This window comes from Undibacterium pigrum, assembly GCF_003201815.1.
GTDB classification, from domain to species: domain Bacteria; phylum Pseudomonadota; class Gammaproteobacteria; order Burkholderiales; family Burkholderiaceae_D; genus Undibacterium; species Undibacterium pigrum.
Genome location: NZ_QJKB01000005.1, coordinates 86,244 through 112,480 on the forward strand (window position 1 = coordinate 86,244; position 26,237 = coordinate 112,480).

Annotated in this window: 26 protein-coding genes; 15 read left to right on the plus strand and 11 right to left on the minus strand. The window is 51.0% G+C overall.

From position 1 onward, the window contains the following. Window positions 1–37 precede the first annotated feature (37 nt). From DFR42_RS15845 to DFR42_RS15880, 8 genes are all read left to right on the plus strand, one after another. Window positions 38–1,342 carry an SPFH domain-containing protein gene (locus DFR42_RS15845; RefSeq protein WP_110255991.1) on the plus strand — a complete coding sequence of 435 codons (1,305 nt, stop codon included), beginning with the start codon at window positions 38–40 and terminating at the stop codon, window positions 1,340–1,342. After that, window positions 1,339–2,757 (plus strand): hypothetical protein, encoded by a 1,419-nt coding sequence (locus DFR42_RS15850; RefSeq protein WP_110255992.1) that lies wholly within the window; start codon window positions 1,339–1,341, stop codon window positions 2,755–2,757. Before DFR42_RS15845 ends, DFR42_RS15850 begins: the two co-directional genes overlap by 4 nt. 248 nt (window positions 2,758–3,005) lie before the next feature. Next, window positions 3,006–3,413 carry a hypothetical protein gene (locus DFR42_RS15855; RefSeq protein ID WP_110255993.1) on the plus strand — a complete coding sequence of 136 codons (408 nt, stop codon included), beginning with the start codon at window positions 3,006–3,008 and terminating at the stop codon, window positions 3,411–3,413. Window positions 3,414–3,497: 84 nt separating this feature from the next. Then, window positions 3,498–4,211 carry a hypothetical protein gene (locus DFR42_RS15860; protein WP_110255994.1) on the plus strand — a complete coding sequence of 238 codons (714 nt, stop codon included), beginning with the start codon at window positions 3,498–3,500 and terminating at the stop codon, window positions 4,209–4,211. Between the two features lie 133 nt (window positions 4,212–4,344). Further along, a complete protein-coding gene (locus DFR42_RS15865; RefSeq protein ID WP_110255995.1) occupies window positions 4,345–5,127 on the plus strand; it encodes a hypothetical protein in 783 nt (260 codons plus the stop codon). A gap of 127 nt (window positions 5,128–5,254) precedes the next feature. Next, complete coding sequence (locus DFR42_RS15870) at window positions 5,255–5,881, plus strand: hypothetical protein (RefSeq protein WP_110255996.1); 627 nt, start codon at window positions 5,255–5,257, stop codon at window positions 5,879–5,881. Window positions 5,882–5,901: 20 nt separating this feature from the next. After that, window positions 5,902–6,519, plus strand: a complete 618-nt coding sequence (locus DFR42_RS15875; RefSeq protein WP_110255997.1) for a hypothetical protein — start codon at window positions 5,902–5,904, stop codon at window positions 6,517–6,519. A 106-nt stretch (window positions 6,520–6,625) separates the two neighbouring features. Next, window positions 6,626–7,336: a CPBP family intramembrane glutamic endopeptidase gene (locus tag DFR42_RS15880; RefSeq protein ID WP_170133550.1), complete on the plus strand. Its 711-nt coding sequence runs from the start codon at window positions 6,626–6,628 to the stop codon at window positions 7,334–7,336. A gap of 38 nt (window positions 7,337–7,374) precedes the next feature. Here DFR42_RS15880 and DFR42_RS15885 read toward each other — a convergent pair whose 3' ends face one another. Next, on the minus strand, window positions 7,375–8,247 hold the full coding sequence (locus tag DFR42_RS15885; RefSeq protein WP_110256247.1) for a M14 family zinc carboxypeptidase: 873 nt from the start codon (window positions 8,245–8,247) through the stop codon (window positions 7,375–7,377). Between the two features lie 135 nt (window positions 8,248–8,382). Next, window positions 8,383–9,564, minus strand: coding sequence for a methionine adenosyltransferase (gene metK / locus DFR42_RS15890; RefSeq protein ID WP_110255999.1), 1,182 nt, complete (start codon window positions 9,562–9,564; stop codon window positions 8,383–8,385). 218 nt (window positions 9,565–9,782) lie between these two features. Between metK and DFR42_RS15895 the strand changes: the two genes are divergently transcribed. Together DFR42_RS15895 and DFR42_RS15900 are read left to right on the plus strand one after the other, a co-directional pair. Continuing rightward, entirely contained in the window at window positions 9,783–10,643 is an 861-nt protein-coding gene (locus DFR42_RS15895) for a lysophospholipid acyltransferase family protein (RefSeq protein WP_110256000.1), read from the plus strand. After that, the gene (locus DFR42_RS15900; protein ID WP_110256001.1) at window positions 10,640–11,503 is read left to right on the plus strand and encodes an LpxL/LpxP family acyltransferase; all 864 of its coding nucleotides are present in this window, start codon (window positions 10,640–10,642) and stop codon (window positions 11,501–11,503) included. The genes DFR42_RS15895 and DFR42_RS15900 overlap by 4 nt, the downstream gene beginning before the upstream one ends. Window positions 11,504–11,522: 19 nt before the next feature. On the opposite strand, the gene DFR42_RS15905 is transcribed toward DFR42_RS15900, so the two are convergent. Continuing rightward, complete coding sequence (locus DFR42_RS15905; protein WP_211324324.1) at window positions 11,523–12,419, minus strand: LysR substrate-binding domain-containing protein; 897 nt, start codon at window positions 12,417–12,419, stop codon at window positions 11,523–11,525. 124 nt (window positions 12,420–12,543) lie between these two features. Here DFR42_RS15905 and DFR42_RS15910 point away from each other — a divergent pair, with 124 nt between their 5' ends. Together DFR42_RS15910 and DFR42_RS29530 are read left to right on the plus strand one after the other, a co-directional pair. Beyond that, window positions 12,544–13,164, plus strand: coding sequence for a LysE family translocator (locus tag DFR42_RS15910; RefSeq protein WP_110256002.1), 621 nt, complete (start codon window positions 12,544–12,546; stop codon window positions 13,162–13,164). A 245-nt stretch (window positions 13,165–13,409) separates the two neighbouring features. Continuing rightward, a complete protein-coding gene (locus DFR42_RS29530; RefSeq protein WP_211324325.1) occupies window positions 13,410–14,231 on the plus strand; it encodes a DUF2087 domain-containing protein in 822 nt (273 codons plus the stop codon). Between the two features lie 498 nt (window positions 14,232–14,729). On the opposite strand, the gene DFR42_RS15920 is transcribed toward DFR42_RS29530, so the two are convergent. Beyond that, the gene (locus DFR42_RS15920) at window positions 14,730–16,070 is read right to left on the minus strand and encodes an ATP-binding protein (protein WP_110256003.1); all 1,341 of its coding nucleotides are present in this window, start codon (window positions 16,068–16,070) and stop codon (window positions 14,730–14,732) included. Continuing rightward, a complete protein-coding gene (locus tag DFR42_RS15925; protein WP_110256004.1) occupies window positions 16,070–16,816 on the minus strand; it encodes a response regulator in 747 nt (248 codons plus the stop codon). The genes DFR42_RS15920 and DFR42_RS15925 overlap by 1 nt, the downstream gene beginning before the upstream one ends. Window positions 16,817–17,047: 231 nt before the next feature. On the opposite strand from DFR42_RS15925, the gene DFR42_RS15930 reads away from it, so the two are divergent. Next, window positions 17,048–17,548: a DUF2147 domain-containing protein gene (locus DFR42_RS15930; RefSeq protein ID WP_110256005.1), complete on the plus strand. Its 501-nt coding sequence runs from the start codon at window positions 17,048–17,050 to the stop codon at window positions 17,546–17,548. A 66-nt stretch (window positions 17,549–17,614) separates the two neighbouring features. On the opposite strand, the gene phhA is transcribed toward DFR42_RS15930, so the two are convergent. Together phhA and hppD are read right to left on the minus strand one after the other, a co-directional pair. Further along, a complete protein-coding gene (gene phhA, locus DFR42_RS15935; protein ID WP_110256006.1) occupies window positions 17,615–18,520 on the minus strand; it encodes a phenylalanine 4-monooxygenase in 906 nt (301 codons plus the stop codon). Window positions 18,521–18,592: 72 nt separating this feature from the next. Continuing rightward, on the minus strand, window positions 18,593–19,705 hold the full coding sequence (gene hppD / locus DFR42_RS15940; RefSeq protein WP_110256007.1) for a 4-hydroxyphenylpyruvate dioxygenase: 1,113 nt from the start codon (window positions 19,703–19,705) through the stop codon (window positions 18,593–18,595). A gap of 178 nt (window positions 19,706–19,883) precedes the next feature. On the opposite strand from hppD, the gene DFR42_RS15945 reads away from it, so the two are divergent. Next, on the plus strand, window positions 19,884–20,387 hold the full coding sequence (locus tag DFR42_RS15945) for an Lrp/AsnC family transcriptional regulator (RefSeq protein WP_110256008.1): 504 nt from the start codon (window positions 19,884–19,886) through the stop codon (window positions 20,385–20,387). 567 nt (window positions 20,388–20,954) lie between these two features. On the opposite strand, the gene DFR42_RS15950 is transcribed toward DFR42_RS15945, so the two are convergent. The 4 genes from DFR42_RS15950 to DFR42_RS15965 all read right to left on the minus strand — a co-directional run bounded on the left by DFR42_RS15950 (window position 20,955) and on the right by DFR42_RS15965 (window position 25,623). Continuing rightward, window positions 20,955–21,641: a GNAT family N-acetyltransferase gene (locus DFR42_RS15950; RefSeq protein ID WP_110256009.1), complete on the minus strand. Its 687-nt coding sequence runs from the start codon at window positions 21,639–21,641 to the stop codon at window positions 20,955–20,957. A 131-nt stretch (window positions 21,642–21,772) separates the two neighbouring features. Beyond that, window positions 21,773–22,897 carry a multifunctional CCA addition/repair protein gene (locus DFR42_RS15955; RefSeq protein WP_110256010.1) on the minus strand — a complete coding sequence of 375 codons (1,125 nt, stop codon included), beginning with the start codon at window positions 22,895–22,897 and terminating at the stop codon, window positions 21,773–21,775. A 24-nt stretch (window positions 22,898–22,921) separates the two neighbouring features. Continuing rightward, a complete protein-coding gene (locus tag DFR42_RS15960; RefSeq protein ID WP_110256011.1) occupies window positions 22,922–23,635 on the minus strand; it encodes a glutathione S-transferase family protein in 714 nt (237 codons plus the stop codon). Between the two features lie 20 nt (window positions 23,636–23,655). Further along, complete coding sequence (locus tag DFR42_RS15965) at window positions 23,656–25,623, minus strand: lytic transglycosylase domain-containing protein (RefSeq protein ID WP_110256012.1); 1,968 nt, start codon at window positions 25,621–25,623, stop codon at window positions 23,656–23,658. Window positions 25,624–25,656: 33 nt separating this feature from the next. Between DFR42_RS15965 and DFR42_RS15970 the strand changes: the two genes are divergently transcribed. After that, window positions 25,657–26,235 (plus strand): 5-formyltetrahydrofolate cyclo-ligase, encoded by a 579-nt coding sequence (locus tag DFR42_RS15970; RefSeq protein ID WP_110256013.1) that lies wholly within the window; start codon window positions 25,657–25,659, stop codon window positions 26,233–26,235. Window positions 26,236–26,237 lie beyond the last annotated feature (2 nt).

Consider the following 26,237-nt stretch of genomic DNA (forward strand, 5'->3'; position numbering starts at 1 on the left):
ACCCTAAGAACCTGTTACTACTCATTGGAGAGCTATCATGTCTGACCGTATCAAATCCCTGGTACAAGCCGTAAGATCCACCTTGTCTTCCGTTTTCAGTAAAAGCGCGTCGGGAATCAAGGCGGGGGCCAGGGTCACGTCAGAATCTGGTCTCACCAGTAAAGTTACTTTCAAGCGCCTGGTGGTCCTCAGCCTGGTTGGTGGTGCTATCTATGCCATCAGCACCCACCCGCCAATCAAGCATATTTCACGTGGTGAAGTCGGTGTACGTATCAATCAACTGACTGGCCATGCTGATCAGGTGCGTGATGGTGCACTGATAGTCGTGCCTGGCCTGCATGAACTGCGTCTGTTTAATCTGCAAGACCAGATATACAGGCCAACCCGCAGCAGCCGCGCTGATGGTGATGCGCCTTTCCAGTCGGTGGAAGGCTTGTCGCTTGGCGTAGACCTGAGCATACGGTATGCCGTTGACCCGACCAAGCTGACCAATATGTCCACCAGCCTGCCAGAAAACATCAATAACGACATCGTTGAACCGGCAGTACAGGGCGTCATCTACAAGGCATTCACCTTGTATACAGTACGCGAGATATTTTCCAGCAAGCGTGCAGAAATCCAGAAGCAGATAGAAGCTGAGTTAAAACCCAGGCTGGCTGCTGACGGCATCATCTTGCGCAGCGTCATGATGGGCAAGGTTGATCTGCCAGCCAACTACAAGCGTGGCATGGAAAAGCTGCTGGCCGAAGAACTGGAAAGCGAAAAAATGCGCTACACCCTTGAACTCAAAGACAAGCAAGTCAAACAAACTGCGCTGGAAGCCGATGCCGACAAGATCAAGCGCGAAAAAGCCGCCGAGGCTGCAGGCAATGAACAAATCATTGCAGCAAGAGCAGAGGAAGAAGCCATGAAGCATGTCCTGCCTTTCAAGCAAAAGCAGATAGAACAGCGCAAGCTTGAAGCCGAGGCAGAAAAAGTATCCCGCATCAAAACCTCGGAAGGCACGGCCCAGGCACGCATCATCGAAGCCCAGGGTGAGGCTGATTCACGTCGCAAACTGGCTGATGCCGAGGCCTACAGGCAAGACCTGGTAGGCAAGGTCACCAGCTCGCAAATGGAGCGTGATGGAGCCCTGCTGACCAAGCACCCGCTGCTGATACAAAAAACCATGGCCGATAAATTGTCTGACAAGATTTCCGTCATCATTGCCCCCCCACCGGCTGATGGTGGTTTCATAGGCGCAGCCTTGCTGGGTGCTGGCAAAAACAATAAACCTGCACAGCAAAAAACAGGTACAGAAACCGAAGCAGAAACCGCCAACGAAAACAAGGAAAGCCAATAATCATGTTTGCTACTTTAGCTGCTGTCGCCGTGCTCGCTGTTGTCACACAAGACCAGGCACAATTGCGTGCTGCCCCCAAGGATGGCGCGCAACAACAAGCCATACTCTGGCAGGGCGACAGCCTGGAAATCCGCGGTGAAAAACTCGACTACCTGCAAGTGTATGACCACAGGCGCGAACGTGCTGGTTATATCAAGGCTTCACAAGTGCGCCTGGTGTCCATGCAGCCTGATGATGCCCCGGATGCCTTCGCCGTCATCCGCTTCCTGCGCGATACACCGGGTGCAGAAGCAATGGGCATCAGCTATACCGCTGCCTACCTCAAGGCAGCGCCAACAAAAAACATCAGTGCAGAAGCATTTGATGCGCTTGGCAGCATGGCAGAACGTCTGGCAAAACGTGCTTCCAGTAAACAGCCCAAGCAAAACGAAGCCACCATTGCCGCCCATCTGGAAGTGGTCGCCAATTACGGCATCAACATCAAGGGTTATGAACGCGAAGGCCGTATGCAACTCTGCTATGACGGCGAAGCCTTCCGCCGTGTGCTGGCCATGAATGCCACACCCGATCAGAAAGCCCGCGCCGCCCTGGCATTGACCAGGCAGGATTGCATAGACCCTGCCATGCGCCCTGGAGAGCGCTATGCTCTCGATCAATGGCGCGCCGATGTGCTCGACCGCGTCAACACCACCAGCCTGCCCGAGTACCTGAAAAACCGCATGCGCATGCGCAAGGCCAGCGTCTGGTCCAGCATTGCCTTCCAGCGCGCCCGCAAAGGCGAAAGGGTAGATGATGCCGCCAACCGTGCCCTGACAGAACTGGCAGCCGTCAATAAAGAAGAATTCACTGACGAAGACGTCAATGCCTATGCCGACGCTGGCGTGCGCGTAGGCACCACCCGCTGGGCAGCAGAACCTGCCGCCGCCCCCACACCGGGCCTGAATATCATCACCGCCCCGGGCCAGCCAGGTGAAACCTGCGTCATGCTGACAGATGCCAAGCACGATGCCAAAACACCTCTGGCAAAACGTTGTACCTATAGCGTGGTCTGGGCCGCATCTGCCCGTGCCAATGCACAAAACAGTGCGCTGACGCTGGCCGTACAACCCATGGAAAGCTGGCGCGAACTCTGGTTATTCCACCAGACCAGCCAGGGCTGGGTCATCGACATCCTGCCACCTGCCAATAGCGACCCTGAACTTGGCTATGCAGAATTTGCCGGTTGGGTGCCAGGTACGAACAAGATGCTGGTTGCACGCGAAGCCAGAATCGAAGGCCGCTTCAAAAAGAGCTTTGAAGTCGTCAGCATGGATAGCCTGCAAGTAGAAAATGGTGCTGACAAGCCAGGGTCTTTGAACGTGTTCTACAAGTGGCAAGACCCAGCATGGAAGAGGCAGACCATCAGTTTGCGTTGATTTAACCGTCCGATAAAACAAGCAGGGCCGTAGCAAGAACTTGCTACGGCCCTGCTTGTTTTAAGTATGACTTTTTCAGCGCGCGCGATTCTAGCAAAGCTAAATCAAATAGTGGTAATAATTGACTTAAATATATTTTTAACTGTTTTTAACATTAATGGAAGGCTTTCATTTATGCTTTCAATAATGCCACTTACCACGAGCCTGGCAGTTACATAGCTGACCTTGTCATTGTTTAAGAAAAGAGTATGAATTCAAAGCAAACACATAATATCCGCAACAAGAAAATGATGTTTTATGGGCTTATCTTCTGCAATATTTCTGTGCTGATTTACTATGTGACGCAAGCGATTCTGACCAAGGCACCGCTACTGGCATTTTGGCTGCCAGCTCTGGCTTTCGTGGTTTTTTATGCCTACGTTGGCTTCAAGGAGCATGAAAAGCTTAATGCCAGGACTCTGCCTGCAGAACCGGAATCCATAGGATATGGCCTGCTCTTTCTTTTTGCGATCATTTTTTTACTGGCAGTCAAAAACTGGAAAGACTCACCCATCAATATAGCGGATGCATTCATGCTTGCGGTTTTGCTTAGCTATATAAAAGATTACACGATCAAGCTGCTGGCGATGCGCAAGTTTTCTGATTTTCAGACATAGACAGTATCAGAAGAAAAATCGTAAGCACGATAAATTATCAAGTCATTTCTGAAGAAAGCAGTCTTGGTTCCTGGATTTGACTCAATGAAATATCAAGGAAATTTTTTCAATCACGACCATTTTATTTGCCGGTCCATTTTATGTTTTATATTGTCGGTATTTCTGGCGCCATCCACATACGCTGAACCAAGAAAAATAAATACTACCCCTGAATTTGCCGGAGCCACAGAAAAATTCTTGCAGGCTAACTGTGTTCATCCAAATCCTTGTGGCTGGATTTCTGTTGATAAGCATACTCTCAGGTTTCACGGCAATGTCATTCTGAAAAAATCATACGCCGAATTTATGTCGCTGTACAAGAAAGGCATTACCAAACGCCTGGTGTTTAACAGCCTTGGTGGCGACGCAGTTGACTCGTACAAGATAGGCAAACTCATACAGGACGATGATCTGGAAATAGAAGTCGATGGATACTGTCTTTCGGCATGTGCGAACATCTTTTTCTTGTCTGCAAAAAAACGAAGTATCAATGGCATACTTGGATTCCACGGCGGCATTGCCAGGTTTTGGCTAGGAAAGACGAGCTGGGACCGATTTAATCCTTTTTACATGCTTGCCTACGCATGGGCAAAGAAACGGGATGAAGATTATTTTTCAGGGAAACCAAAAATGCTCGATTTTATTAATAAGACCGACAATCAAACTTTTGGGTGGTATATCCCGACCAAGTCTGAGATCGAAGAGTTATCTGGGAATGCGATCAATGGCAATTTTGATTTTCGCCTGGCTTGCTGCTGAAGTCGAGCCAGGAAACAGAAAAAAACATGCTCTTTAAAGATAGTCTATGGAAAGCGAAATGCACCAGTGCGGCAATTTCCATTCAGTAAAAATATTTCTAAAAAATTTACATATATTAATTAATTTGAATCACATGTCCTTGAAAATATACACGCAAGTCGCGATCACATTACTGCTCACCGCATTGTCAGCCGCGACAATGGCGGATGATAATTCGCCTGCACAAAATAAGGTGCCTGCAAAATTCCTATTTGCAGGCAATATTGGTCTGTATTTGGGTGATATTGATGAAACGGTCAATGAGTTCATTTCTGCTGCCGCAGACAAGAAAATAGATAGGCTCGTCATTACTTCCAGAGGTGGAAATGTGCACTATGGCATCCTATTCGGACACTGGGTATATGACAATCAGGTTGATGTCGAAGTCAGGAGTTTGTGCATGTCTTCATGTGCAAATTACATATTTACAGCGGCAAGGAAAAAGACCATCCACTCTTCGTCCCTGGTAATCTGGCATGGAAGTGCTGAACAAAAGAATTTTCTGGAAAAGATAAAAAAATATGATGAGTACTTGGCATTGTCGCTAAGTGGAAAAGCATCCAGAGAACAAGCAGAGTATCTGGAAAATGAAAAATTGCGCTATGAAAATTCTAGTCGACTGCTGTCTGAGCAAAGGCAATTTTTTAAAAAAATCAATGTCAATGAGTATGTAACCAGGTTAGGCCAGGAGCCTGTGCATTCAGGGAACGAATGGGTTGCGACTGTCGCTGTCATGAACAAGATGAATATCCAAAATATTTCAGCACCTGAAGGCTATGCCGAAACCGATTATCTGAAAAAACTGCACCCCGACAAGATCCCCCGCTTGATTTCATTTGGCCTGGACGAGCGAGAAGAAATTAAAAAATTGGAGTAGTTGGAAAGCGACTTTCATTTGTGAATCTCCATTATGGATATCGTTTATTGAGTACCACTGTGGCTGAGTGCGCGCTGTCTTTTCAAGGTATGGTTTGTGTAAGACTTGTAATCATCAGGGATGGTCAATGAAATTACTATGTTTGCTGGCTCTCATTCTTTCTTGTTATGTAGGCGCTGCTGATGCGCAGACTACGCAGGTCAGGTATCGCATATCAGATTCCTTGACTCTGGATACCTACCGGACTTTTGAAGCAGCATTAAAACTCAATCCTGCTATTCGTGAGCTGGAATTTTTCAACTCCAACGGTTCAAGTGGCTATGCTGATTCCATCGTCAATTTATTCCAGCTCAAGATTGATGAATTGAAATTGCATACCTATGCCCGCGGTTTTTGTGATTCCACTTGTGCCTTCATTTTCTTGATGGGACATAAACGCACTCTGTTAAACGGCACGGAAGATAATCCAACCATCCTCAAATTGCATCCCATTTTTAATGCGAGCATGAATGAAGTCGTGAGTTTTTCTACTGATAAATACATTCAGGAGATAAGCAACCGCAGCGCTAATAAAATCACTCAGGAAGTGTTGAAGAAAATGTACCTGACGACTGACAGGCATGGTGGAATCATCATCAAACAGAAGCCTGGTGCTGATGGTAAATACATTTATTTTCAAGCCAGATATGGCGATCAATTGCAGGCCATGTCCAGTCAGAGTTTGATTGAACTTGGTATAGACACTGAAGAATAACGCGGGATGTGATCCAGACTATGAAAAAACTTATCTGTTACGTCTTGCTGGTGTTTTGTTCCACAGTATTTGCACAAGAAAATAAAACACGTTACATCATGACGAGTTTTTTGACTGCAGAAAAAATCCAGGATCTGGAAGCACAGTTACAGGCACACCCGTCCATGCGGGAAATTGAAATTGTAAACTCCTATGGTATCCATAAGAATGAAATCGCATTGACCAATAAGATGCTGGCTTTGATAGACCAGTATCAATTGCATACCTTTGCCAGAGGGAATTGCGCATTTGCCTGCGCCACGATTTTCTTATATGGGTATGAACGCACCTTGTTGCCCAGGCTTGAAGGCGGGACGACCCGCCTGATATTGAGACCACTCACGTCCAGGGATAGTGAATTTTTGAAAGAGCAGACGGAAGAATTTTTCAATAAAATTGTTGCCCGCAGTGGCGGGAAAATACCCCAGGATTTTTTACTCTGGTTATACCGCGTCAAGGATGATTTTGGTGCCATCCATATATTGAGCAAGGCTAATCAACAGAATCACAGCATACTGTTCCAAAGTGCAGGGCAGGGGAAATTTGAGGTGATCAGTGATCTCAATGCTGGAGATATGGGCATAAAAGTACAGCGTTGAAATACCATTCGCTATGAAGCTTGACAATTTCCGGGAATAAAAACAGATGAAGACGCTAGTAAGGAATTTTCTTGCCAATGTATTTCTGACTCTTGCATTCGCAATTATGCTTGGTCTTATCGCTGTGCTCTCTGAGCTGGATGAGAAAGCGACTAACTCACTCCTGGTGGTGGCAGTGAGTATGACTTTCGTCACCTATTATATTTTCTGTGAAAAAGATTTACATGTAAAGACCGGGGCCTATCCTGTTTTTCGCTATGCGGAAGGCGATTCGCGCTGGCCCGAGCTGGTTTATCCTGTTTTGATGTTTGCCGTCATTGTCCTGGTTTTATACTGGAATAATGTCATCTCGTTCCAGCAGACATATGCCATTCATTATCAATCCCTGTTGTTGACTTTGGGAGCAGCGGCCGCAGAGGAAATATTTTTTCGTGGCTATGTGCTGGCAGGTTTAAAAAAATACATGCGGCTGGAATGGGCGATATTGATATCCAGTGCATTGTTTTCACTGGCCCATCACTCTGGGAATATAGTAAATTTGCAGTACGCTCACCATTTCATGTTTGCGGTAGCGATGGCTGCAGTCACAGTCAAGTATCGCTCATTGTTATGCGCCATCGTTTTTCACTTTATTTCGAATTATTCAATCGGCGTGCGCATGGATTATTTTTCTGAAGCCTACAATGGCCAGGGTTTTTTCCAGTTTCATGACAGGGCTGCATCGATATTTTATTTGCAGGTGTGCATTGCTGTGTTTCTGGTGCTGAGCTGCTGGATAGCGAAGAATTACTATGCCACTCTTAAGCTTAAGCCTTAAGAGAAAGAAAAGCTGGTGGCCTGATCGGTCAGTGCCGATTAATTTTTTGCTGTCTTCAGCGGCGCTGCCACGTTTTGACGTATCCACGTCTGCATGTCTTGCCAGATGCGTTGTACTTCAGCGTCCGGTGGCATCTGCGTGGCATTCGGTAATTCTATAGTAACGACAGGGATGTCTTTGTGGATGCCGCTATAGTTACCGAGTGAGCCGGGGTAGACGCCGACACGGTTATAGATCAGGCGGCCAAAGCGGTTCGGTGGTGTGGCCGGGCCGTCAAAATCCAGCACGCCAAAAGGCGCGTGCACCGAGATGATGACGTCGGGCTTGTACCTCTCTATGGTTTCATAGACCCAGCGGCTTTCTGGCTCCGAGATGGGGGCTTTGCCTGGGTAGCGACGTGGGTCGCTGCGGGTTACGCGGGCCCAGTAGCTGGGCGCTTCTTTTTGCCAGTTCGGGGTAGGAAAATTGCGGTTCAGGTCTATGCCGCGGGCATTCATGCGGCGTGGTTTTGGGGCTAGCAAGCCATCAGGATTCACCACAGGAGCTATGCGCCAGTTGAATTCCAGCGGGCTTTTTTGCATGGCTTCCATCCATTTGAACACGACGGAAGAAGCCGTTTGTTCATCGCCGTGTATGCCACCCAGCAGCAGCACGCGTATGGCTTGCGGGTGCTTGGCATCAGCCTTTATATCGCGGAACAATACCGGGAAACCATTGAGAGAATTGGCACCAGTGGGGCTGAGCTTGCTGTTCTTGCAGTCAGCCAGGCTGACCTTGGGCAGGCGCGCTACCAGGGGTGTACACCAGTCGCTGATGGTTTTGGGTTTTGCGCCTGACTTGGCCGGAAGAGATGGTGCAACTGAGGCAGATGAAGGTGTTGGCGTAGCAGACAGGCTGTTTGCAGATGGCATGGCCAACAGGCCAGCCACCGCAAACAAAGCACCGAGTTTTTTGCAGCGAGATGCGCAGAACTTACTTCTAAAAAGAACAACCGGCATTCTTGCTTCTACTCCCAGTGCTACCTATTACTTAAAACAATCAAGACATTACAATCCGGCAGCGGCACGCAGAATTGCTGCCTTGTCGGTACGTTCCCAGGTGAATTCTGGCTCTTCACGACCAAAGTGGCCGTAAGCTGCTGTCTTGGAATAGATAGGGCGCAGCAAGTCCAGCATCTGGATAATGCCTTTTGGACGCAGGTCAAAATGCTCGTTCACCAAAGCGGCGATCTGGTCGTCAGGGATGACGCCTGTGCCTTCAGTGTAGACAGTCACGTTCATCGGGCGCGCTACACCAATCGCATAAGCTACCTGTATCTGGCATTGACGGGCGATGCCGGCAGCGACGATATTCTTGGCGACATAACGGGCAGCATAGGCAGCAGAACGGTCAACCTTGGTAGGATCTTTACCAGAGAAAGCGCCACCGCCATGAGGGCAGGCACCGCCGTAGGTATCAACAATGATCTTGCGGCCAGTCAGGCCACAATCACCTTGTGGGCCGCCGATAACGAAACGGCCAGTCGGGTTGATGAGGAATTTGGTATCGCGCAACCATTCTTTCGGCAAGACTGGCTTGATGATTTCTTCAATGACAGCGTCAATGAAAGACTGCTTCATCTTGGTTGAGGTTTCGCTTTGGTCAGGGTGATGCTGGGTGGACAGCACGACAGTATCGATACTATGCGGTTTGCCATCGACATAACGCATGGTGACCTGGCTCTTGGCATCAGGACGCAGGAAAGGCAGGCGGCCATCCTTGCGCAATTGTGCCTGGCGTTCTACCAGACGGTGCGCGTAGTAAATTGGCGCAGGCATCAGTTCTGGTGTTTCGTCGCAGGCATAACCAAACATCAGGCCCTGGTCACCAGCACCAGTGTTGAGGTGATCATCAGACGCCTGGTCTACGCCCTGGGCGATATCGTTGGATTGCTTGTCATAGGCAACCAGTACCGCGCAACCCTTGTAGTCAATACCGTATTCAGTATTGTCGTAACCAATGCGCTTGATGGTGTCGCGTGCTACTTGTATGTAATCAACGTGGGCATTGGTAGTGATTTCACCAGCCAGAACCACCAGACCGGTATTGGTCAGGGTTTCAGCGGCAACGCGGGAACGTGGATCTTGTTCAAAGATCGCATCGAGAATTGCATCGGAAATCTGATCGGCGACTTTGTCCGGGTGTCCTTCGGATACCGATTCAGAGGTGAAAAGAAAATCATTAGCCATCGCAGGCTCCTATAAAAAATTGACCGTAATAAATGTGCCGCAGTCGGAAGAGTCCTGCGACGCTTTAGCGAGTTTTATTAACCGCCTCGCAAGTTGTCTGTTAACTCGGCGGTGACCAGCTTTATATAATCAAGCCAGCCAATGTGTGATATTTTACGCTCGTTCTGCATAGTCTGTCGAATATACCCTTATTATTATACTGATAATTGAGCAGCATCATGCTTGTCACTTTGTTTCGTTTCCTTTCCATTTTTCCATTGTCGGTCTTGCATTTTTCCGGAGCCGCACTGGGCTGGATAGTTTATTTGCTGTCAGGATCGTATCGCCGTCGCCTGAAGCAGAATATCAGCCGCGCCGGTTTTCCCGGCCATTTGCATGAGGCTGTGCGCGAGGCTGGCAAGAATATCCTGGAGCTGCCCTTCATCTGGTGCGCCAAACCAGAGCGCGTGTTGAAGACTGCAACCATAGAAAACTGGGAACTGGTGCAAACTGCGCTGGATGGCAAAAAAGGCGTGATCTTTTTGACACCTCATCTGGGTTGTTTTGAAATTGTCGCCCAAAGCATCGCGGTACGCACCCGTCTGACTGTCCTGTACCGGCCACCCCGCCAGGCAGCCTTAAAACCCTTGATAGAAGGCGCCAGGGCGCGTGATAACCTCTTGCTGGCACCCGCGAATCTGTCTGGCGTGCGCATCATGGCCAAGGCCCTAAAAAAAGGCGAGGCCATAGGTTTGCTGCCCGACCAGGTGCCACAGGAAGGTGAAGGCGTCTGGGCCAAATTCTTTGGCAAGCGCGCCTATACCATGACTTTGTCTGCCAAATTGCATGGCATGACTGATGCCCCCATCATCCTGACTTATGCTGAACGCCTGCCCGGCGGGCGCGGTTATGTGATCCGTTTCGTGCCTTTTGAAGAGGAACTGGGCACAGACCCGGTGGCCCAGGCCAGTGCCATCAATCGTGGCATGGAAAAATTGATCGCCCGCTCACCTGCGCAATATTTCTGGAGTTATAACCGCTACAAGAAGCCGGATGGCGTAGATGCGCCTGAGTCCCGTTTTGACCAGGGGCAGGCATGAGGGCAGTGCTGGGCTTGATGTGGGTGTTGCACTGGCTGCCTTTGCCGGTGCTGGGGCGTCTGGGTGAGGGCGTGGGCAGCTTGCTGTTCATGCTGATCAAGAAGCGCAGGCATATCACGCTGACAAATTTATCACTGTGCCTGCCGCAACTCAGCGAAGCTGAACGTCTGGCCATCGCAAAACGCCACTTCCAGGTGTATGCCCGCAGCGTGCTTGAACGCGGCATATTATGGTGGGCTTCAGAAGCGCGCCTCAATCGGCTGATACAGATAGACCCTGCCGTGCCCATGGCAGCAATGGCCGATGGCCCGACTATTTTGATGTGCCCGCATTTCGTCAGTCTTGATGTGGCGGGCGTGGCAGTCATGCTGGAATCATCGCTGTGTTCGATTTATACCCAACAGCGCAGCAAAGTGTTTGATGAGGCCTTGCGCAAGGGACGTTCGCGCTTCAGGCCGGTAAAATTGTTTTCCCGCGCTGAAGGTGTCAAGCCAATTATCCGTGCCATGCGCGAAGGCTTGCCTTTCTTTATGCTGCCGGATATGGACTTTGGGGCCAAGGATGCCGAGTTCGTGCCTTTCTTTGGCGTACCCGCGGCAACATTGACAGCCGTGCCAAGAATTGCTGCCACTACCCGTGCCAAGGTCATCCCCGTCATCGCCACGATTTTGCCTGACTATAAAGGCTGGAAAGTGACTTTCCACGAGCCATGGCAAAATTATCCGGGTGAAGATATCGTGGCGGCTACACGGTATATGAATGCCTTCATTGAGCAGGAAATCCTGAAGGCGCCAGCCGAATATTTTTGGGCACACAAGCGTTTCAAAACCCGCCCTCCTGGTGAGCCCAGCGTTTATTGATACATTTCACTGATGTATTTTACTGAGGTGCACCAGTGACGGCTCGCGCCGTCACTTCCAATTCTTGCTGTAACCATTCCAGAAACGCCAGACGGCGCTGGTCTTCATCAAAGGGCAGGGCTGACAGCAAGACGTAGTCAGTGCCGTCTTCCATGAAAGCATGGGGTGCGATGAGTTGCCCGCTGCGGATTTCATCTTCCACCATATAGGCCGATGCCATGGCGACACCCAGGCCAGCGCAAGCTGCCTGCAGGCTCAGGTAAAAATGTTCGTAGGTCGCCCGGCTTTTACTACGTGCAGTTTGTCTGCTGAGCTTTTGCCATTGCGGCCATGCATCGGGGCGGGTTGCTGTGTGCAGCAGGCATTGCTGATTCAGTTGCAGTTTGCCTTGTTTCAGTAGGCCTGGTGTGCAGACCGGGGCGATCAATTCACGGGCGACTTTGGCTGCATGGTAGTTTGCATCCCAGACAAAATCATTGCGCCGCAAAGCCAGGTCTATATGCCCGTGCCGCAAATCGACAGGACCGCCAGCAGCGAATAAATGAATCTCCAGCTCAGGGTGTAACTGTCTGAATTTACCCAGGCGCGGGATCAGCCAGCGCATGGCTATCGTTGGTTCGCAAGAGACCACCAGTGGCTGATCATCGGTCTGCCTGAGTTGGCGCAAACCTGCTTCCAGTTGTCGCATGATGTCAGTGCAAGTGCCTTGCAGGCTCAGCCCGGCGCGTGTCAAAAAGATGGCGCGATTGCGGCGTTCGAACAATTCCAGGCCCAGGTTTTCTTCCAGTTGCTTTATCTGGCGGCTGACTGCACCGTGAGTCACATGTAATTCTTCCGCAGCCTTGACCAGGCTCAAATGGCGTGCGGCGACTTCAAACACGCGTATCGCATTCAGAGAGGGTAGGTGATTTGACATTTGTGAGATTTTCTCAATGATATATCTGAGTATATATCGATTTTTATAATTGATGCTGTGCTTCAGAATACAAGCATGTGTGATTTTTAATCACAATTAAATATTTCTTATGCTGAGGAAAAAAATGACAGAACTCATTGCCGTCGCCATCATCACCATTCTGGCTGTCATCAGCCCTGGTGCTGACTTTGCCATGGTCACCAGGAACAGCTATCTGTATGGTCGCCGTGCGGGCCTGCTGGCTGCCAGCGGCATTGCACTGGGTGTGCAAGTGCATGTGATGTACACCATGTTGGGTGTGGGGCTGTTGATTGCCAAATCCCCCAGCCTGTATTTCGCCATCAAGATCATCGGTGCGATTTATTTGATTTATATCGGTTACCAGACTTTTTTTGCCCGCGCTGTCGTGAATGCAGAAGCCGGAGAAGGGCAGTCTTTGAATAATCTGGCGGCCTTGCGTGCAGGTTTCATGACCAATGCCTTCAATCCAAAAACCACTTTATTTGTCCTGAGTACTTATACCCAGGTCGTGCAAGTTGATACCAGCCTGCTGGCACAATTTGGCTATGGTTTGTTCATGTCAGTCGCACACTGGATATGGTTCAGCCTGGTTGCCCTGTTTTTTTCAGATCATCGCCTGCGTGCAGGTATGCTTAGGCAGCAAGTGATATTGAATCGTTTTATTGGCGCTGTGCTGGTCATTCTGGGTGTATCACTTGCCAGTTTGCCGGCCTTGCATTCGTGATTACTGATTTGCTATCAGTTGACGAAATCCAGATGCGCGCCTACAATTCGTCACAGGTGCTAAGGGGCGCCTACCCGCAAAAGAGGCTCTCACCCTGCAAATGCACATCCAGATTAATGTGATAATTGCCATGTTTCGTTTGACGTCAGCGGGTCGTCGATAAGCGAACTGGAGTTCATCATGTTATCGTCGTATTACCCTTCATTGTTCATCAAACAACAGCCCACATTGACTGGAGCTGCAGCATGAACGCACTTACTACAGAAATCAAAACACGCGCCCGTTTATTGCAAAAACTGCTGGAAACACGCAATACCGCAGCCAGCAAACGCGCCCTGATCTTGAGCCGCCAGCGCCAGTGGGAAATCCCCGAGAGCTGGCAACTCAAGCACTGCATGAACCTGGCCGCAGCCGATGCCGGTTTCCAGAACTGGGAACATGCCCGCATCGTCCTCGGTGGCGAAGCCAAACCTGGTGAAGACATGGGTGACTTCTGGCACGGTCCTGAGGTGTCTGTCTTCATCAATCACTGGTATGCCAGCTATGTCGAAGCACAGGCGCAATTGCAGGCGAATGAAGCCGGTTATCTGCTGCCTTACCGCAAGCAATACCTGGTTGTCACCAGTGACTATTTGCAGGCAATGGGTGTCAGTGCTGCTGCTGAATATTGGGACTCTATCGGGCGTGATCTGGTGCAGGGCTATGGCAGCGCAAGCTGGCTGAACCTGGCGCAGCAACGTCTGCAAACCAGCCGCACAGAGCGTTTCAAGGCGAACTGGGATGCTACTCAGATCATGCTGGATTTGCAGTCCACCGAAATCGAGGCTGAGCGCGTGATGAAGTCTTTCGTCAAGGATGGGCGTCTGGTGAGTATTCCTGAACAGCGTAAAAAACGCCTGGTGATTTTGCGCTGGCTGGTGGAGCAATTACAGTTTGAGCGGCGTTACGTTGAGGCTGATATCAACAGCTTCTTGCTGCAGTTTCATTCTGATTTTGCGACTTTGCGGAGGGAGTTTATTATGAATGGCTTGATGGAGAGGGCGGAGGGGGAGTATTGGAGGGTGTGATGGGCATCTTGGTATTTTGATGCATCTCGACTAAACGACTTTTTATACTTACCTGGCTGTCAGGTCTTCAATTAGACGGCAGTAAGATTAACGTCATTCCTGCGTAGGCAGGAATCCAGAGGCGTTAGTTGCTTTGCCGTACTTTGATTAAAACGATTGCCCTTCGTAGAACCAAGCCGGGTCTCGGCCCGGCAGCCGAATTCCTTTCTTTGCTTCGCCAAAGAAAGGAATCAAAGAAAGGCGACCGCAGACTTGCCCTTCGGGTGCTTGCGCTACGCTCCAGCACAATTTGTGCATCACAAAAAATGGGAAAGCTTCGAAACTCGCTACGCTCAAACAACGAAGCTTTCTGATCCATTTTCTGTGATGCACAAATTGCTACGTCCCAAGCGGGTTGAGTCAAAGTCAAAAACAACGTCAAAAACAAATTCAAAAACAGGAGCTACGTCACCACGACCGCAGCTCTCATTTTCGCGGTCAAGCGCTCACCGATTAGACCTACCTCACACCAGCCTGCAAAGGCAAGCTGACACTTACAGCCAAGCCCCCACCTTCACGATTGGCAAATCCTACTTTCGCATGCAGTTGTATAGCCAGTTGCGCGACGATAGCCAGGCCCAGGCCAGCGCCACCAGTTTCACGGTTGCGGGAAGATTCGAGTCGCACAAAGGGTTGCATGACGGCTTCCCATTGGTCTTCGGGGATGCCGGGGCCGCGGTCCTGTACAGTGATGACGGCATGTTGCTGGTCGCTGGCCAGGATGACTTCTACTTCGCTGCCAAACTTCAGGGCATTGTCGATGAGGTTGCCGAGCAGGCGGGACAGGGCCAGGGGGCGGGTTTGCAGGGTTTGGTTGCTATTGCCATGCAGGCTGACTTGCTGACCAGTGTCGCAATAGTCCTGTACCAGGCTGCCTGCGAGTGCGTCGAGATTGATTTTGCTGCTGGCTTCCTGGTCGGTTTGCAGCTGGTTTTGTACCTTGGCATAGGCCAGGCCCTGTTCCACCAGTTTTTGCATGGCTTGCAGGTCAGCCTGCATTTTGTCTCTATGGTTATCGTCTTCCATGAGTTCGGTACGCAGGCGCAGGCGGGTGATGGGGGTTTGCAGGTCGTGGGTGATGGAGGCGAGGATTTGCATGCGTTCTGCCAGATAGGTGTCTATGCGTTTTTGCATGTTCTGGAAGGCAGTCGCTGCACGGAATACTTCTCGCGGCGCACGGGCAGGGAACTGTGGTCTGGCACCCGGCTTGACCATCGCATCGGCAGCGTCGGCCAGCATCGCCAGTGGGCGTGTCGCCGTCCTGACGGCAAGCCAGGTTGCCAGCATGATGATGGCGAGCTGTACGCAGAGTAGCGAGAACATGTTCCATTGTATGGTGTATGGCGTTGCAGTCAGGCGCACGGTGAGCGGCGCGTCATCGCTCAAGGACAGATGCAATTGCAGGATTTTTTTATCGTTTTCAGTACGTACGCTGATTCTGATTTTTGCCGGATGCTCCAGATTATTTTTTATTGCCTCTATTGCCTCGTTGGCAATGTCGAGGTCTATGTTGTCCTTGGCATCAGCGGGGGCGGCCTGCAAAGTATATTCATAGTTGTTGCGGGCAAGTTTGTCCAGCCAGCCCTGACGTTCACTGACTGGCAGCCGGTCAAGAAATGAAATCGCGTTGGCGACATCCTTGCCTACCGAATAGACCATATGATTTTTCCTGACCTGCATCTTGTCCCATTGCGAAGACGCAAACGAGAGTGCGTAGGCCATCAGCAGGGCACTGAGCAAAATCAGGCATAGACGACCAAACAAGGTGTGCGGCCAGTGCGGGCTTTCTATGATGTGCATCAGGCTTCCCCTTGTGCAGTGACTTGCGCACAAAATACATAACCCTCACTGCGCACAGTCTTGATATAGCGTGGCTCGCGGGCATCGTCACGCAAATGCTGGCGCAAGCGGCTGATGAGTAAATCGATGGAACGCTCAAACAAGTCTGCATCGCGGCCCTGGGTCAGGTTCAGTAGCTGGTCACGATTCAGCACTCTTTGCGGATGTTCTACCAGGACTTGCAGCAGGCGGTATTCAGCCCCGCTGAGTGTCACCATGACACCGTCTTTATCGAGCAGATGACGGGCCAGGGTATCGAGTTGCCAGTCACCAAACTGCAGCATGGCGGGTGGTTTTTGTTCACGCAGCTTGGGCGGCAGCATGCGTGTGCGGCGCAAGACTGCCTTGATGCGGGCCAGTAATTCTCTCGCGGCGAAAGGTTTGGTCAGGTAATCATCGGCACCCATTTCCAGACCGACGATGCGGTCAGTCTCTTCTGCCCGTGCGGTCAGAAAAAATATGGGAATGACTTTGTGTGGGCCAGAGCGCAATTCACGGCACAGGCTCAAACCGTCTTCACCCGGCATCATGATATCAAGCACGATGAGGTCGATGGCACTGCCTTCGAGCAAGGCACGCATTTGCTTGCCACCCGCAGCCGTGCTGACCTTGTTGCCATTCTTCCGCAAATACAGGGCCGTCAGTTCGCGTATTTCTGCATCATCATCGACGATGAGGATGTGATCCGGGGATTCTGTGTTTTCCATAGGCTGGGCTGGTTGTGTGCTAGTTGCGCATTCTTGATGATTTATTCGATAGTGCTTTATAGCCCAAATTGCGGCAGGGGCAAAATCTTTTGTATCCCAGTGTATCTGAGCGCCGTTGATACATGGTCAGATGCAAATATGGCATTTCCTGACATGTGCCAGATACCTTGCTCTTGTCTAATGAGTCTGCCGTGATGAATTCATCACCTCGACAACTCAAGGAGAACTGACATGAAAAAGCAAATGATCGTTATCAGCACTTTCGCCACGATATTGATGACTGCCTGGTCTGCCCAGGCGCAGCAAGCAGGTTTGTCTGATTATTATCTGGCACCGGTGGAGGCTGAAATTCAGGCCAATAATCATGCCAACAGCAAGGCTGGCGCAGTCGCAGGCACCTGGCTGACACAGAGTGGTAACCTGGAAGTAGAGATCGGTCAATGCGGCCAGGCCTTGTGCGGCAAGGTCAGCCGTGTACTGGAAACATCTGCTGCACCTGCAATGGGCAAGACCATCATGGAAGGTTTTACTCCTGTCCAGACTGCGCAGTCCACTCAGTCGACCACGTGGTCAGGCAAGATTTTTAACCGTGCTGATGGCCAGACTTATGATTGCCAGATGCGCATGCTGAGCTCAGGCGAGCTGGAAGTCACGCCCTACAAGGATAGTCCCGAAAATGGCCGCAGCCAGGTGTGGACCAGGGTGTCGAATACCGTCACTGCGCAAAAATAAAATTGGGAGCATCGATTGATGCTCCCAATTCATTTTTCACTATCAATCTTCAATAGCAATTCGGACTTACGGCAGTAACTCAACTTCACCCGGCAATAGGGTATTGGCTGGCAAGGCATCGAGTTGTTTCAGGCGCTCATAATAAGGCGTGAAATCCGGTGCCGTGCCATCAAACAATTGCTGGAAATTGTCGATGACAAAATAGGTTTCCTGGAAGCTATCTATCTTGTACAGGGTTTGCAGGCAGCGTTCTATTTCAAGATGGATATGGCGTGAAGGCGTGCCCGGCTTCAGGCAATATTCGACCTCGCCGCCAGATGACAAAATGCCCGCGCCATAGATGCGCAAACCCTTGTCAGTCTTGATCAGGCCAAACTCTACCGTGTACCAGTACAGTCGCGCCAGATAATCCAGGCCGCCCAGCTTCATCGCCTTCAGGCCACCCTTGCCATACAACTGCATATAGTCAGCAAAGACTGGATTGAACAGCAGCGGCACATGACCGAAGTAATCATGGAAGACATCGGGTTCAACGATGTAATTGAATTCTTCCGGCTTGCGCAACCACACGGTGATAGGGAAGCGACGGTTGGCCAGGTGTTCAAAGAAAGTCAGTTCAGGGATCAGGCCGGGCACGGCAACGATGCGCCAGCCAGTAGCGGCGAACAATTCTTCTGAAGTACGCTCAAATTTTGGTATGCCACCCGAGGCATCCATCTTGTGCAGGGCTGCTATGAACTCATCGCAGGCACGGCCAGGCAAGAGTTCCATCTGGCGCTGGTAGAGCTTGCGCCACAATTCATGTTCTTCTTCTGTGTAGGCGTCCCAGTCCTGGGCGACGACGTATTGCTCGTCGGCTTTTTCATAATTGCCACGCAGGGCTGCACCATTCGATTTTTCAGCAACGGTGGCCAGGAAGTCGTCGTTGCTGACGGTAGTGTCAGCAGTAGCGGAAGTAGCGATAGTATCCATATTTTTCAGCGAAAAAGGCCGGCATCAGATGATGGCCAGCCTCCTTCATATCTCCATTAGCTGTTAGCGAAATCAGGCAGTTGTTTCGTCTTTGATGACGCCACGACGGATCTGATCAAGCTCAATAGATTCAAACAGAGCGCGGAAATTACCTTCACCAAAACCCTGATCGCCCTTGCGCTGGATGATTTCAAAGAAGATAGGGCCGATGACTGTGGTCGTGAAAATCTGCAACAGCAATTCACGTGATGTTTCTGTGCTCTTACCATCCACCAAGATGCGCAGCTTGCGCAATTCTTCCAGGTTTTCACCATGGCCAGGCAGGCGGCGGTCTACCAGATCATAGTAAGTTTCTATGGTGTCCTGGAATACCACGCCATTGGCTTTCATGCCGCCAACGGTGTCATAGATATTGTCTGTACCCATGGCGATATGTTGTACGCCTTCGCCGTGGTACAGATCCAGGTATTCAGCGATCTGGGATTTGTCATCCGAAGATTCGTTGATAGGAATACGGATTTTGCCGCATGGAGAAGTCATGGCTTTGGACTTCAGGCCTGTGTGTTTGCCAGCGATATCGAAGTAACGGATTTCGCGGAAGTTGAACAGGGTTTCATAGAAATCTGCCCATTCTTTCATGCGGCCACGGTGTACATTGTGGGTCAGATGATCGATGTAAGTCAGGCCTTTGCCAACAGGGTTGGAATCCACGCCTGGCAATGCCACGAAGTCAGCATCATAGATACTGATATTGCCGATGGCACCTGCATCTGCGCCATCTTTACCATGCCAGCGGTCAACGAAATAAATCAGGGAATCACCGATGCCTTTGATGGCAGGGATGTTGAGTTCCATAGGGCCGGTTTTATTGTCGAAACCCCAGGCACCCAGTTCCAGTGCGCGCTTGTAGGCAGCATTGGCATCCTTGACGCGGAAAGCAAATGCGCAAACGGACTGGCCATGTTTACGGGCAAATTTTTGTGCGAAAGAATCAGGTTCTGCATTGATGATGAAATTCACGCCGCCTTGACGGTACAGGGTGACATCCTTGGTGCGATGTTTGGCAATCGCGGTAAAACCCATGGTGACGAATAATTCGCCCAGTGCTTTTGGATCGGGTGCTGCGTACTCGATAAACTCAAAGCCATCGGTACCCATAGGGTTTTCCCAAGTTTGGAAAGTCATGCCTGTCTCCTCAGTGTGATCATCAGTATTGCTGCATCGGGCTAGTTTTAAGTCTGGCTTTGATGTAGCTCAAGCTCTCAGTATAGTCTGCGAAACGCGCCATATAATTGCAAAATAACCCAATGATTCATCGATTTGAGCAATAATATTGCTTATTTTATTTGATGTTGGGCATATTATGCTTGAAGTTGAACTGGACAAGATAGACCGCAAGATACTGGCGATTTTGCAGGCAGATGGCAGGCTGACCAATCAGGAAGTGGCTGAGCGCGTCAATCTCTCGCCGTCACCCTGCCTGCGCCGCATCAAGCGCCTGGAAGACAGTGGTGTCATCCGCAAATATGTCGCCTTGCTGGAACCCGCCAAGATAGGCCTGGGCTTGCTGGCTTACGTCAATGTGCGGCTGGAAAAGCATAGCGATGCCCCGGGTAAGGGGGCGTCACGCTCACCGCGCGATGACTTCTCGGCCTCGGTAGGCCAGTGGCCAGAAGTGGTGGCCTGTTATGCCATGACAGGGGAAATGGATTATCTCTTGCGCGTGCATGTGGAAGACATGAACCATTTTTCACGCTTCATGATGGAGACGCTGCTGCGTCACCCTGCTGTGCTGGATGTAAAGTCCAGCTTTGCCTTGCAGCAGATTAAGGATACGACGGCTTTGCCGGTGGTTGTGGGGGTATAAGGGCTAGGTGTTTGGATGAGTGTGATTGCTGCGATATCCTTAATATAATCAGCCGTCAAATCGTCGCTCCTGCGCAGGCAGGAGGCTACCGGGCTGGCGCTCCAGCGGCGTTCGTTGCATTGCCGTACTTTGATTAAAACGATTGCCCTTCGTGGAGCCAGGCCGGGTCTCGGCCCGGCAGCCGAAATACTTTCTTTGCGTCGCCAAAGAACGTATTCAAAGAAAGGCGACCCAGGCGTAGCCGCCCCTGCGGGGTTCCCGTTTGTGCAGTACAAAAAATGGGAAGATCCGAAACTCGCCTGCGGCTCAGACAGCGGCTCTTCTTTTTCCATTTTCTGTACTGCACAAACGGCGGCTACACATGGGAACTGCAAAAATTCAACAACAACACCCAAAGTCAAAGTCAAAAGCAACGTCAATACGACTTGCACGCAGATTTTTTTGATATTGGTTACTAGACAATTGAGGCGCAGAGAAATTAAATTTTGCTTTTCTCCTGAATTTCTCTGTGACTCTGTAGTACCTCTGTGTTGAGAGGTCTGATGATGTTCAAACCAGTCTGAAAACTTACTTCGACTTACCCCGTATGCCTGGCAAATGCCTCAGCCATTTTGCCGCAGCGCGGGTATTTGCCTTGATGCTGTAATCGATGGCGGCAGCCTGCTCCTGCATGGCTTCTTTGAGCACGCTGGCGGCGTCTGCTGGCATGAGTTTGAGGTAGGCATCGGCTTCGCCATAGGCGCGGTGGATTTCCATGCCGGCTTTTTTGGCGATATGTATCATGGTCTGGTTTGAAGACAGGCAATGCATGTACAGGGTGTCAACATCGTCATTGCGACAGTGGATGGCTCCGCGTTCAAACAGTTTCGAGCCTATGCCCTTGCCACGTGCGTTGCCAGAGACTGAGACGCCAAATTCTGCCACTTTGTCCTTGTTGCTATGTTCATCATCTTCACTGCGAGGGGCGTAGGCGAGATGGCCGACGCCCACTGCATTGAAGCTGTGGCTGATAACGCCAAACACCTTGTCGCGGGAGAAATCTATGCCGTCTACATATTTTTCTACCATCGCATCTGGCAAGTAGGTGCCGAAGCGCAGTAAGCGGTCACTTTCTTCAAGGCCAAGAAAGTGTTTCATGATGCGATGCCTGTCCTTTTCTGATAATTCCTTGACGAAAATAGTAGGTTTGGAGGGCTTGTTGGAGGAATCTAGCAAGTGTTTGGGATCTTCAGGAAACATATCAGACGCATTCATATCAGCTCCTTATGGGTAGCTTTTTGTGCACTGCACAATGCATTGTAGGTGATCTGCCCTGATTATTCCAGAAAAGCCCGGTTTTTGAGAATAAACCTTCTATTCCGCGCAGTGAAACCGGTATTTTCATGTCATTTGTTTATGGCTTCCAGTGCAGCTATCCTGGCTGCCCGTATTGCCACCGGGATTTGTGCTGGATTGCTGGTGTACAAACTGGCAATCTCACCGCCATTGACTTGTTGTACCACCTCCAGCGCCTTGCTCAGAATGCCTTGTGGTGGATATGGCTGTTCAGGCTCTGCATACAGGCTGGCTGCTGCATGCAAGAGTTCAAGGAAACGCTGGGGTTTACGGTAGGCATCGCAGCGTCCCAGCAAATCGACAGTGTCTGCCGCAGACAAGCTAGCTGCGTCCTTGATACATAAATGTTCACGTGCCAGCATGATGGCAAGGTCACGGCATTCTGCCGGGACCTTCAGGCGCTGGCAGATGCCATCAACGAGCTTGCCTGGCAAATCATGCAAGAGCACGGCATAGCGCAGATGCAGGGCCAAATTTGCCTGGGCACTGGCATCGATTAATTGCATGAGACGCTGCATTTGCGCTTCTGGCAAGGCATCAATTTCTGGTAACAAACGCTGCAAGGCTCCACAACTGCGCAAGACTGCAAACATGCGTGAGGGACGCACCTCCATCAGGCCGCGAGAAATTTCCTGCCATACCCGTTCTGCAACGAGGGCATCAACTTCACCTGCAGCCACCATGGTTTGCATCAGTGCTGTGGTTTCCTGCGCTACGCTGAAATCTTGTGGAGGCGTGGCAAAGCGGGCAGCGAAGCGGGCCAGGCGCAAGATGCGTACCGGGTCTTCACAAAATGCCATCGATACATGGCGGAATATGCGGTCCTTCAGATCCTGCAAGCCGCCATAGGGGTCGATGATATTGCCATCATCATCCTGCGCCATGGCATTGATGCTGAGGTCGCGGCGTATCAGGTCCTGTTCCAGCGTGACTTCAGCATCGGTATGAAATACGAAACCCTTATAACCGGCTGCAGTCTTGCGTTCAGTGCGGGCCAGTGCATATTCTTCATGGGTTTTGGGATGCAGGAATACCGGGAAGTCCTTGCCCACCGGCAGAAAACCTTGCGCCAGCATGTCTTCAGGGCTGGCACCTACGACGACGAAATCGCGGTCTTGTACAGGGAAACCCAGCAAGGCGTCGCGTACTGCACCGCCAACGATGTATGTCTTCATTGATGTCTTATGCAGTGCTAACGCTCAATCGTCGTGGCGGTTGTCATGGCCGGGCATGAATTCGGTTTCCATCAGGGCTTCCCTGACCCACATGGCGACAGCGGGGTGCGCGATGACACGGTCCACATAGGCTTGCAATGCCGGTGCCAGCGATACACCGTAGGTGCGGAAGCGCATGACGACAGGGGCAAAATAGGCATCCGCAATAGAGAATGGGCCGAACAGAAATTCATGCGCGCCATACAGGGCCAGGCAATCTTCCCAGATTTCACTGATGCGGCCTATGTCAGCTTGCGAGCCTATGGTACGGCCTTTGCCAAACAGGTCGGCGCGGATATTCATGGGCATGTCAAAGCGCAGCGAAGAAAAGCCGGAATGCATTTCGGCACAGATGCTGCGTGCTGTTGCCCTGGCCGCCACATCTTCTGGCCACAGATTAAGTATCGAGAATTGCTCAGCCAGGTATTCACAAATTGCCAGAGAATCCCAGACAGTGATTTCACCCGCCAGCAAGACCGGCACACGACCGGCAGCAGAATATTCAGCGATGCGGTTGGTGGTATCCGGCTGGTTCAGCAGTATGCGTATCTCTTCAAACGGGATACCGAAGGCCTTCATCAGCACCCAGGGACGCATGGACCAGGAAGAATAATTTTTATTGCCTATCACCAGTCGCAAACCAGCGCGGTGCTGGTCCAGCAAGGCGGCCAGGGCGGGTTGCATTTCAGTATCTTGCATGATGTGTATGCTAAAAGCGCTTAAAGATTGGCAGGAATATCGGATTCAGTGGCCGTCATACCCTTGGGTACGACCACGCCCAGACGCTTCTTCAGTGACTGTGGTTTTTTCTCGAACAGGGCGGCATAGTAAGTCGCATTCGACAAGACGTTTTTGACATAGCCACGGGTTTCATTGAAAGGAATAGTCTCGGCAAAGATTGCCCCTTCCACAGGGCGCGTCAGTTTGGAACGCCAGGCACGCGGACGGCCAGGGCCAGCATTATAGGCAGCCGATGCCAGCGCCTGTGAACCACCCAGGTCAGTCAATACCATATTCAGATAATTTGTCCCCAGGGCGATATTGGTTTCCACATCATTGACCTGGGTAGGTACAAAATTACCGAGGCCAATTTTCTTGGCAACATAACGCGCCGTCGCCGGCATCAATTGCATGAGACCAGAGGCACCCACATGCGACTTGGCATTCATGATGAAGCGTGATTCCTGGCGTATCAAACCATATACCCAGGCCATATCCATACCCAGTGCCTGGGTAGTCTTGTACATGCTGTCATTGAATGGGGTAGGGTAGCGCTGGCTGAAATCCAGTTCGCCCTTGGTGCGGTCCGAGGTATTTACCATGCGGTCCAGCAAATTGTTTTGCCTGGCCAGTTCAGCCGCAGCCAGATGCTGGCGCTCGCTCATCTTGCGCAGTTCCCAATTCCATTCACGCGTGCCTTCAAAGCGCAAATTCATGGCATAGAACTTCAAGGCTCTTTGCAGGTTGGGATTTCTTTCCATCGGGGCCAGTTCTTCTGGCGTCACGGGTTTGACGGTGCCAGGGACACCTATTTTCTGCCCTTGTTCTTCCAGTGCCAGTTGCCCATAGAAATGCAATTGATCGGCGATGCTGGCAAATTGTGCTCGTGCCTCTTCCTGCTTGCCTTCGGCTTTTAAGGCGCGGCCATACCAGTAGACCCAGGCAGGGTCTGCCTTCAGGCCGGCGGGCATGGCGGCGATGCTGGATTTCACCAGTTTCCAGTCACCTTCGCGCAAGGCAGTGCGGGTGCGCCATTGATAAGATTCTTGTGTCAAAGGCGCGCCTTCGGCTTTTTGCCAGTAAGCCAGTGCTTCTGGCTCCAGCTTTTGCGCGGCTTGCATGGCAATCTGCGCCCAGCCCAGGGCTTTTTCATTGTCAGTGAATAAATTTTTGTGGCGGTTCAGGGTTTCTGCTGCCTGCTCGTGATCAGACTTTGCCAGACGTCCCAGGGCGATCAGGTAAAGCTCATGGGCTGCATGTCCGGCATCCGGGGCTCTCTTGAGCATTCCAGCTGGTTTGTCGACGGCTTCTGCAACTTGTTTTTCGGATACATTCAGCAATTTACCCAGACGCTGCGCCAGAGGCAGGGCACCGTTTTCTGCGGCCATGCGCATTTGCGCCCACAAATCTTCCTGGTTGAACTGTCCGTTCGTTGTCAGGTAAGTCACCAGCGCATAGCAACCTTCGCCATAGTCACGCGGGCTATTGAGCAAATTGCGCGCTTCATTAGCTACCTTCTGTTGCTTTACTGCCTTGGACAGCAAGGAATAGCACCGCAACTGGTTATCATCAGCCACCACGAATTGTGGATATTGCTGGTCAAACAAGTCCCATTCACCACGCCTGCCCAGCAGCAAGAGCCAGTCATTGCGCAGGCGGTCAGCAATGGCACTGCCTTCATACTTGCTGATAAAGTCACGGAATTCGCTATTGGTGGTTTTTACCAGCCGTGCGCGCAGGCGGTAATAATCGACATAGGAGGGGATGTCATAATTCTTCAGCGATGCCGCATGTTGCTCGGTGCTGGCGACGTCTTCGTGGAAGGCGGCATCACGCAAGGCCATGAAGCGGTCATCATCATTGGCAATCAGGCTCTTCTTCGCGGGCGCAGCCCAGGCGAAGGGACTTGTTGCGAATCCTGCTAAGATCATCAGGCCCAGACCAGCTAAACTTTTTTTCACAGACATCTTTTGACAGTTTGAGATTACATTTCTGACAGTATGACACAGCCCAAGAATAGCGAACACAAAGTCAGCATGGAAACAGCACCAGGCCGCGCTGAATTACGAAAAATTTTGCGACAAAAACGTCAGTCCATCCCCCCAGAAGATAAAGCCTTGCTGGATGCTGAATTGGGAAAGCAATTACTAGCGTGGTGTGAGCATCATACGCCAGCCAGCCTGGCAGTCTATTGGCCGATACAGGCAGAACCCGATCTACGGTCGTATTACCAGCAATTGCAGGAGCGGGGCATACAACTGGTTCTGCCGCTGGTGACAGCCAAAGACACCGCCTTGAGCTTTTTGTCCTGGCAGGCAGGGGATGCCATGACGGTGGATTCCTACGGCATTGCCATTCCTGCACATGGACGGCTGGTGGCACAGCCAGATGTCTTGCTGATACCTTGCCTGGGCTGGAATGCGGAAGGGTATCGCCTGGGGTATGGTGGTGGTTTTTATGACCGTACCCTGGCGGCTATACCAAGGCCCATGGCCATAGGTATAGGCTATGCGTGTACCCGGGCAGAGTTTGCCGCACAGGAGCATGATATTCCCATGGATTGCATTATCTCTGCCTGAGC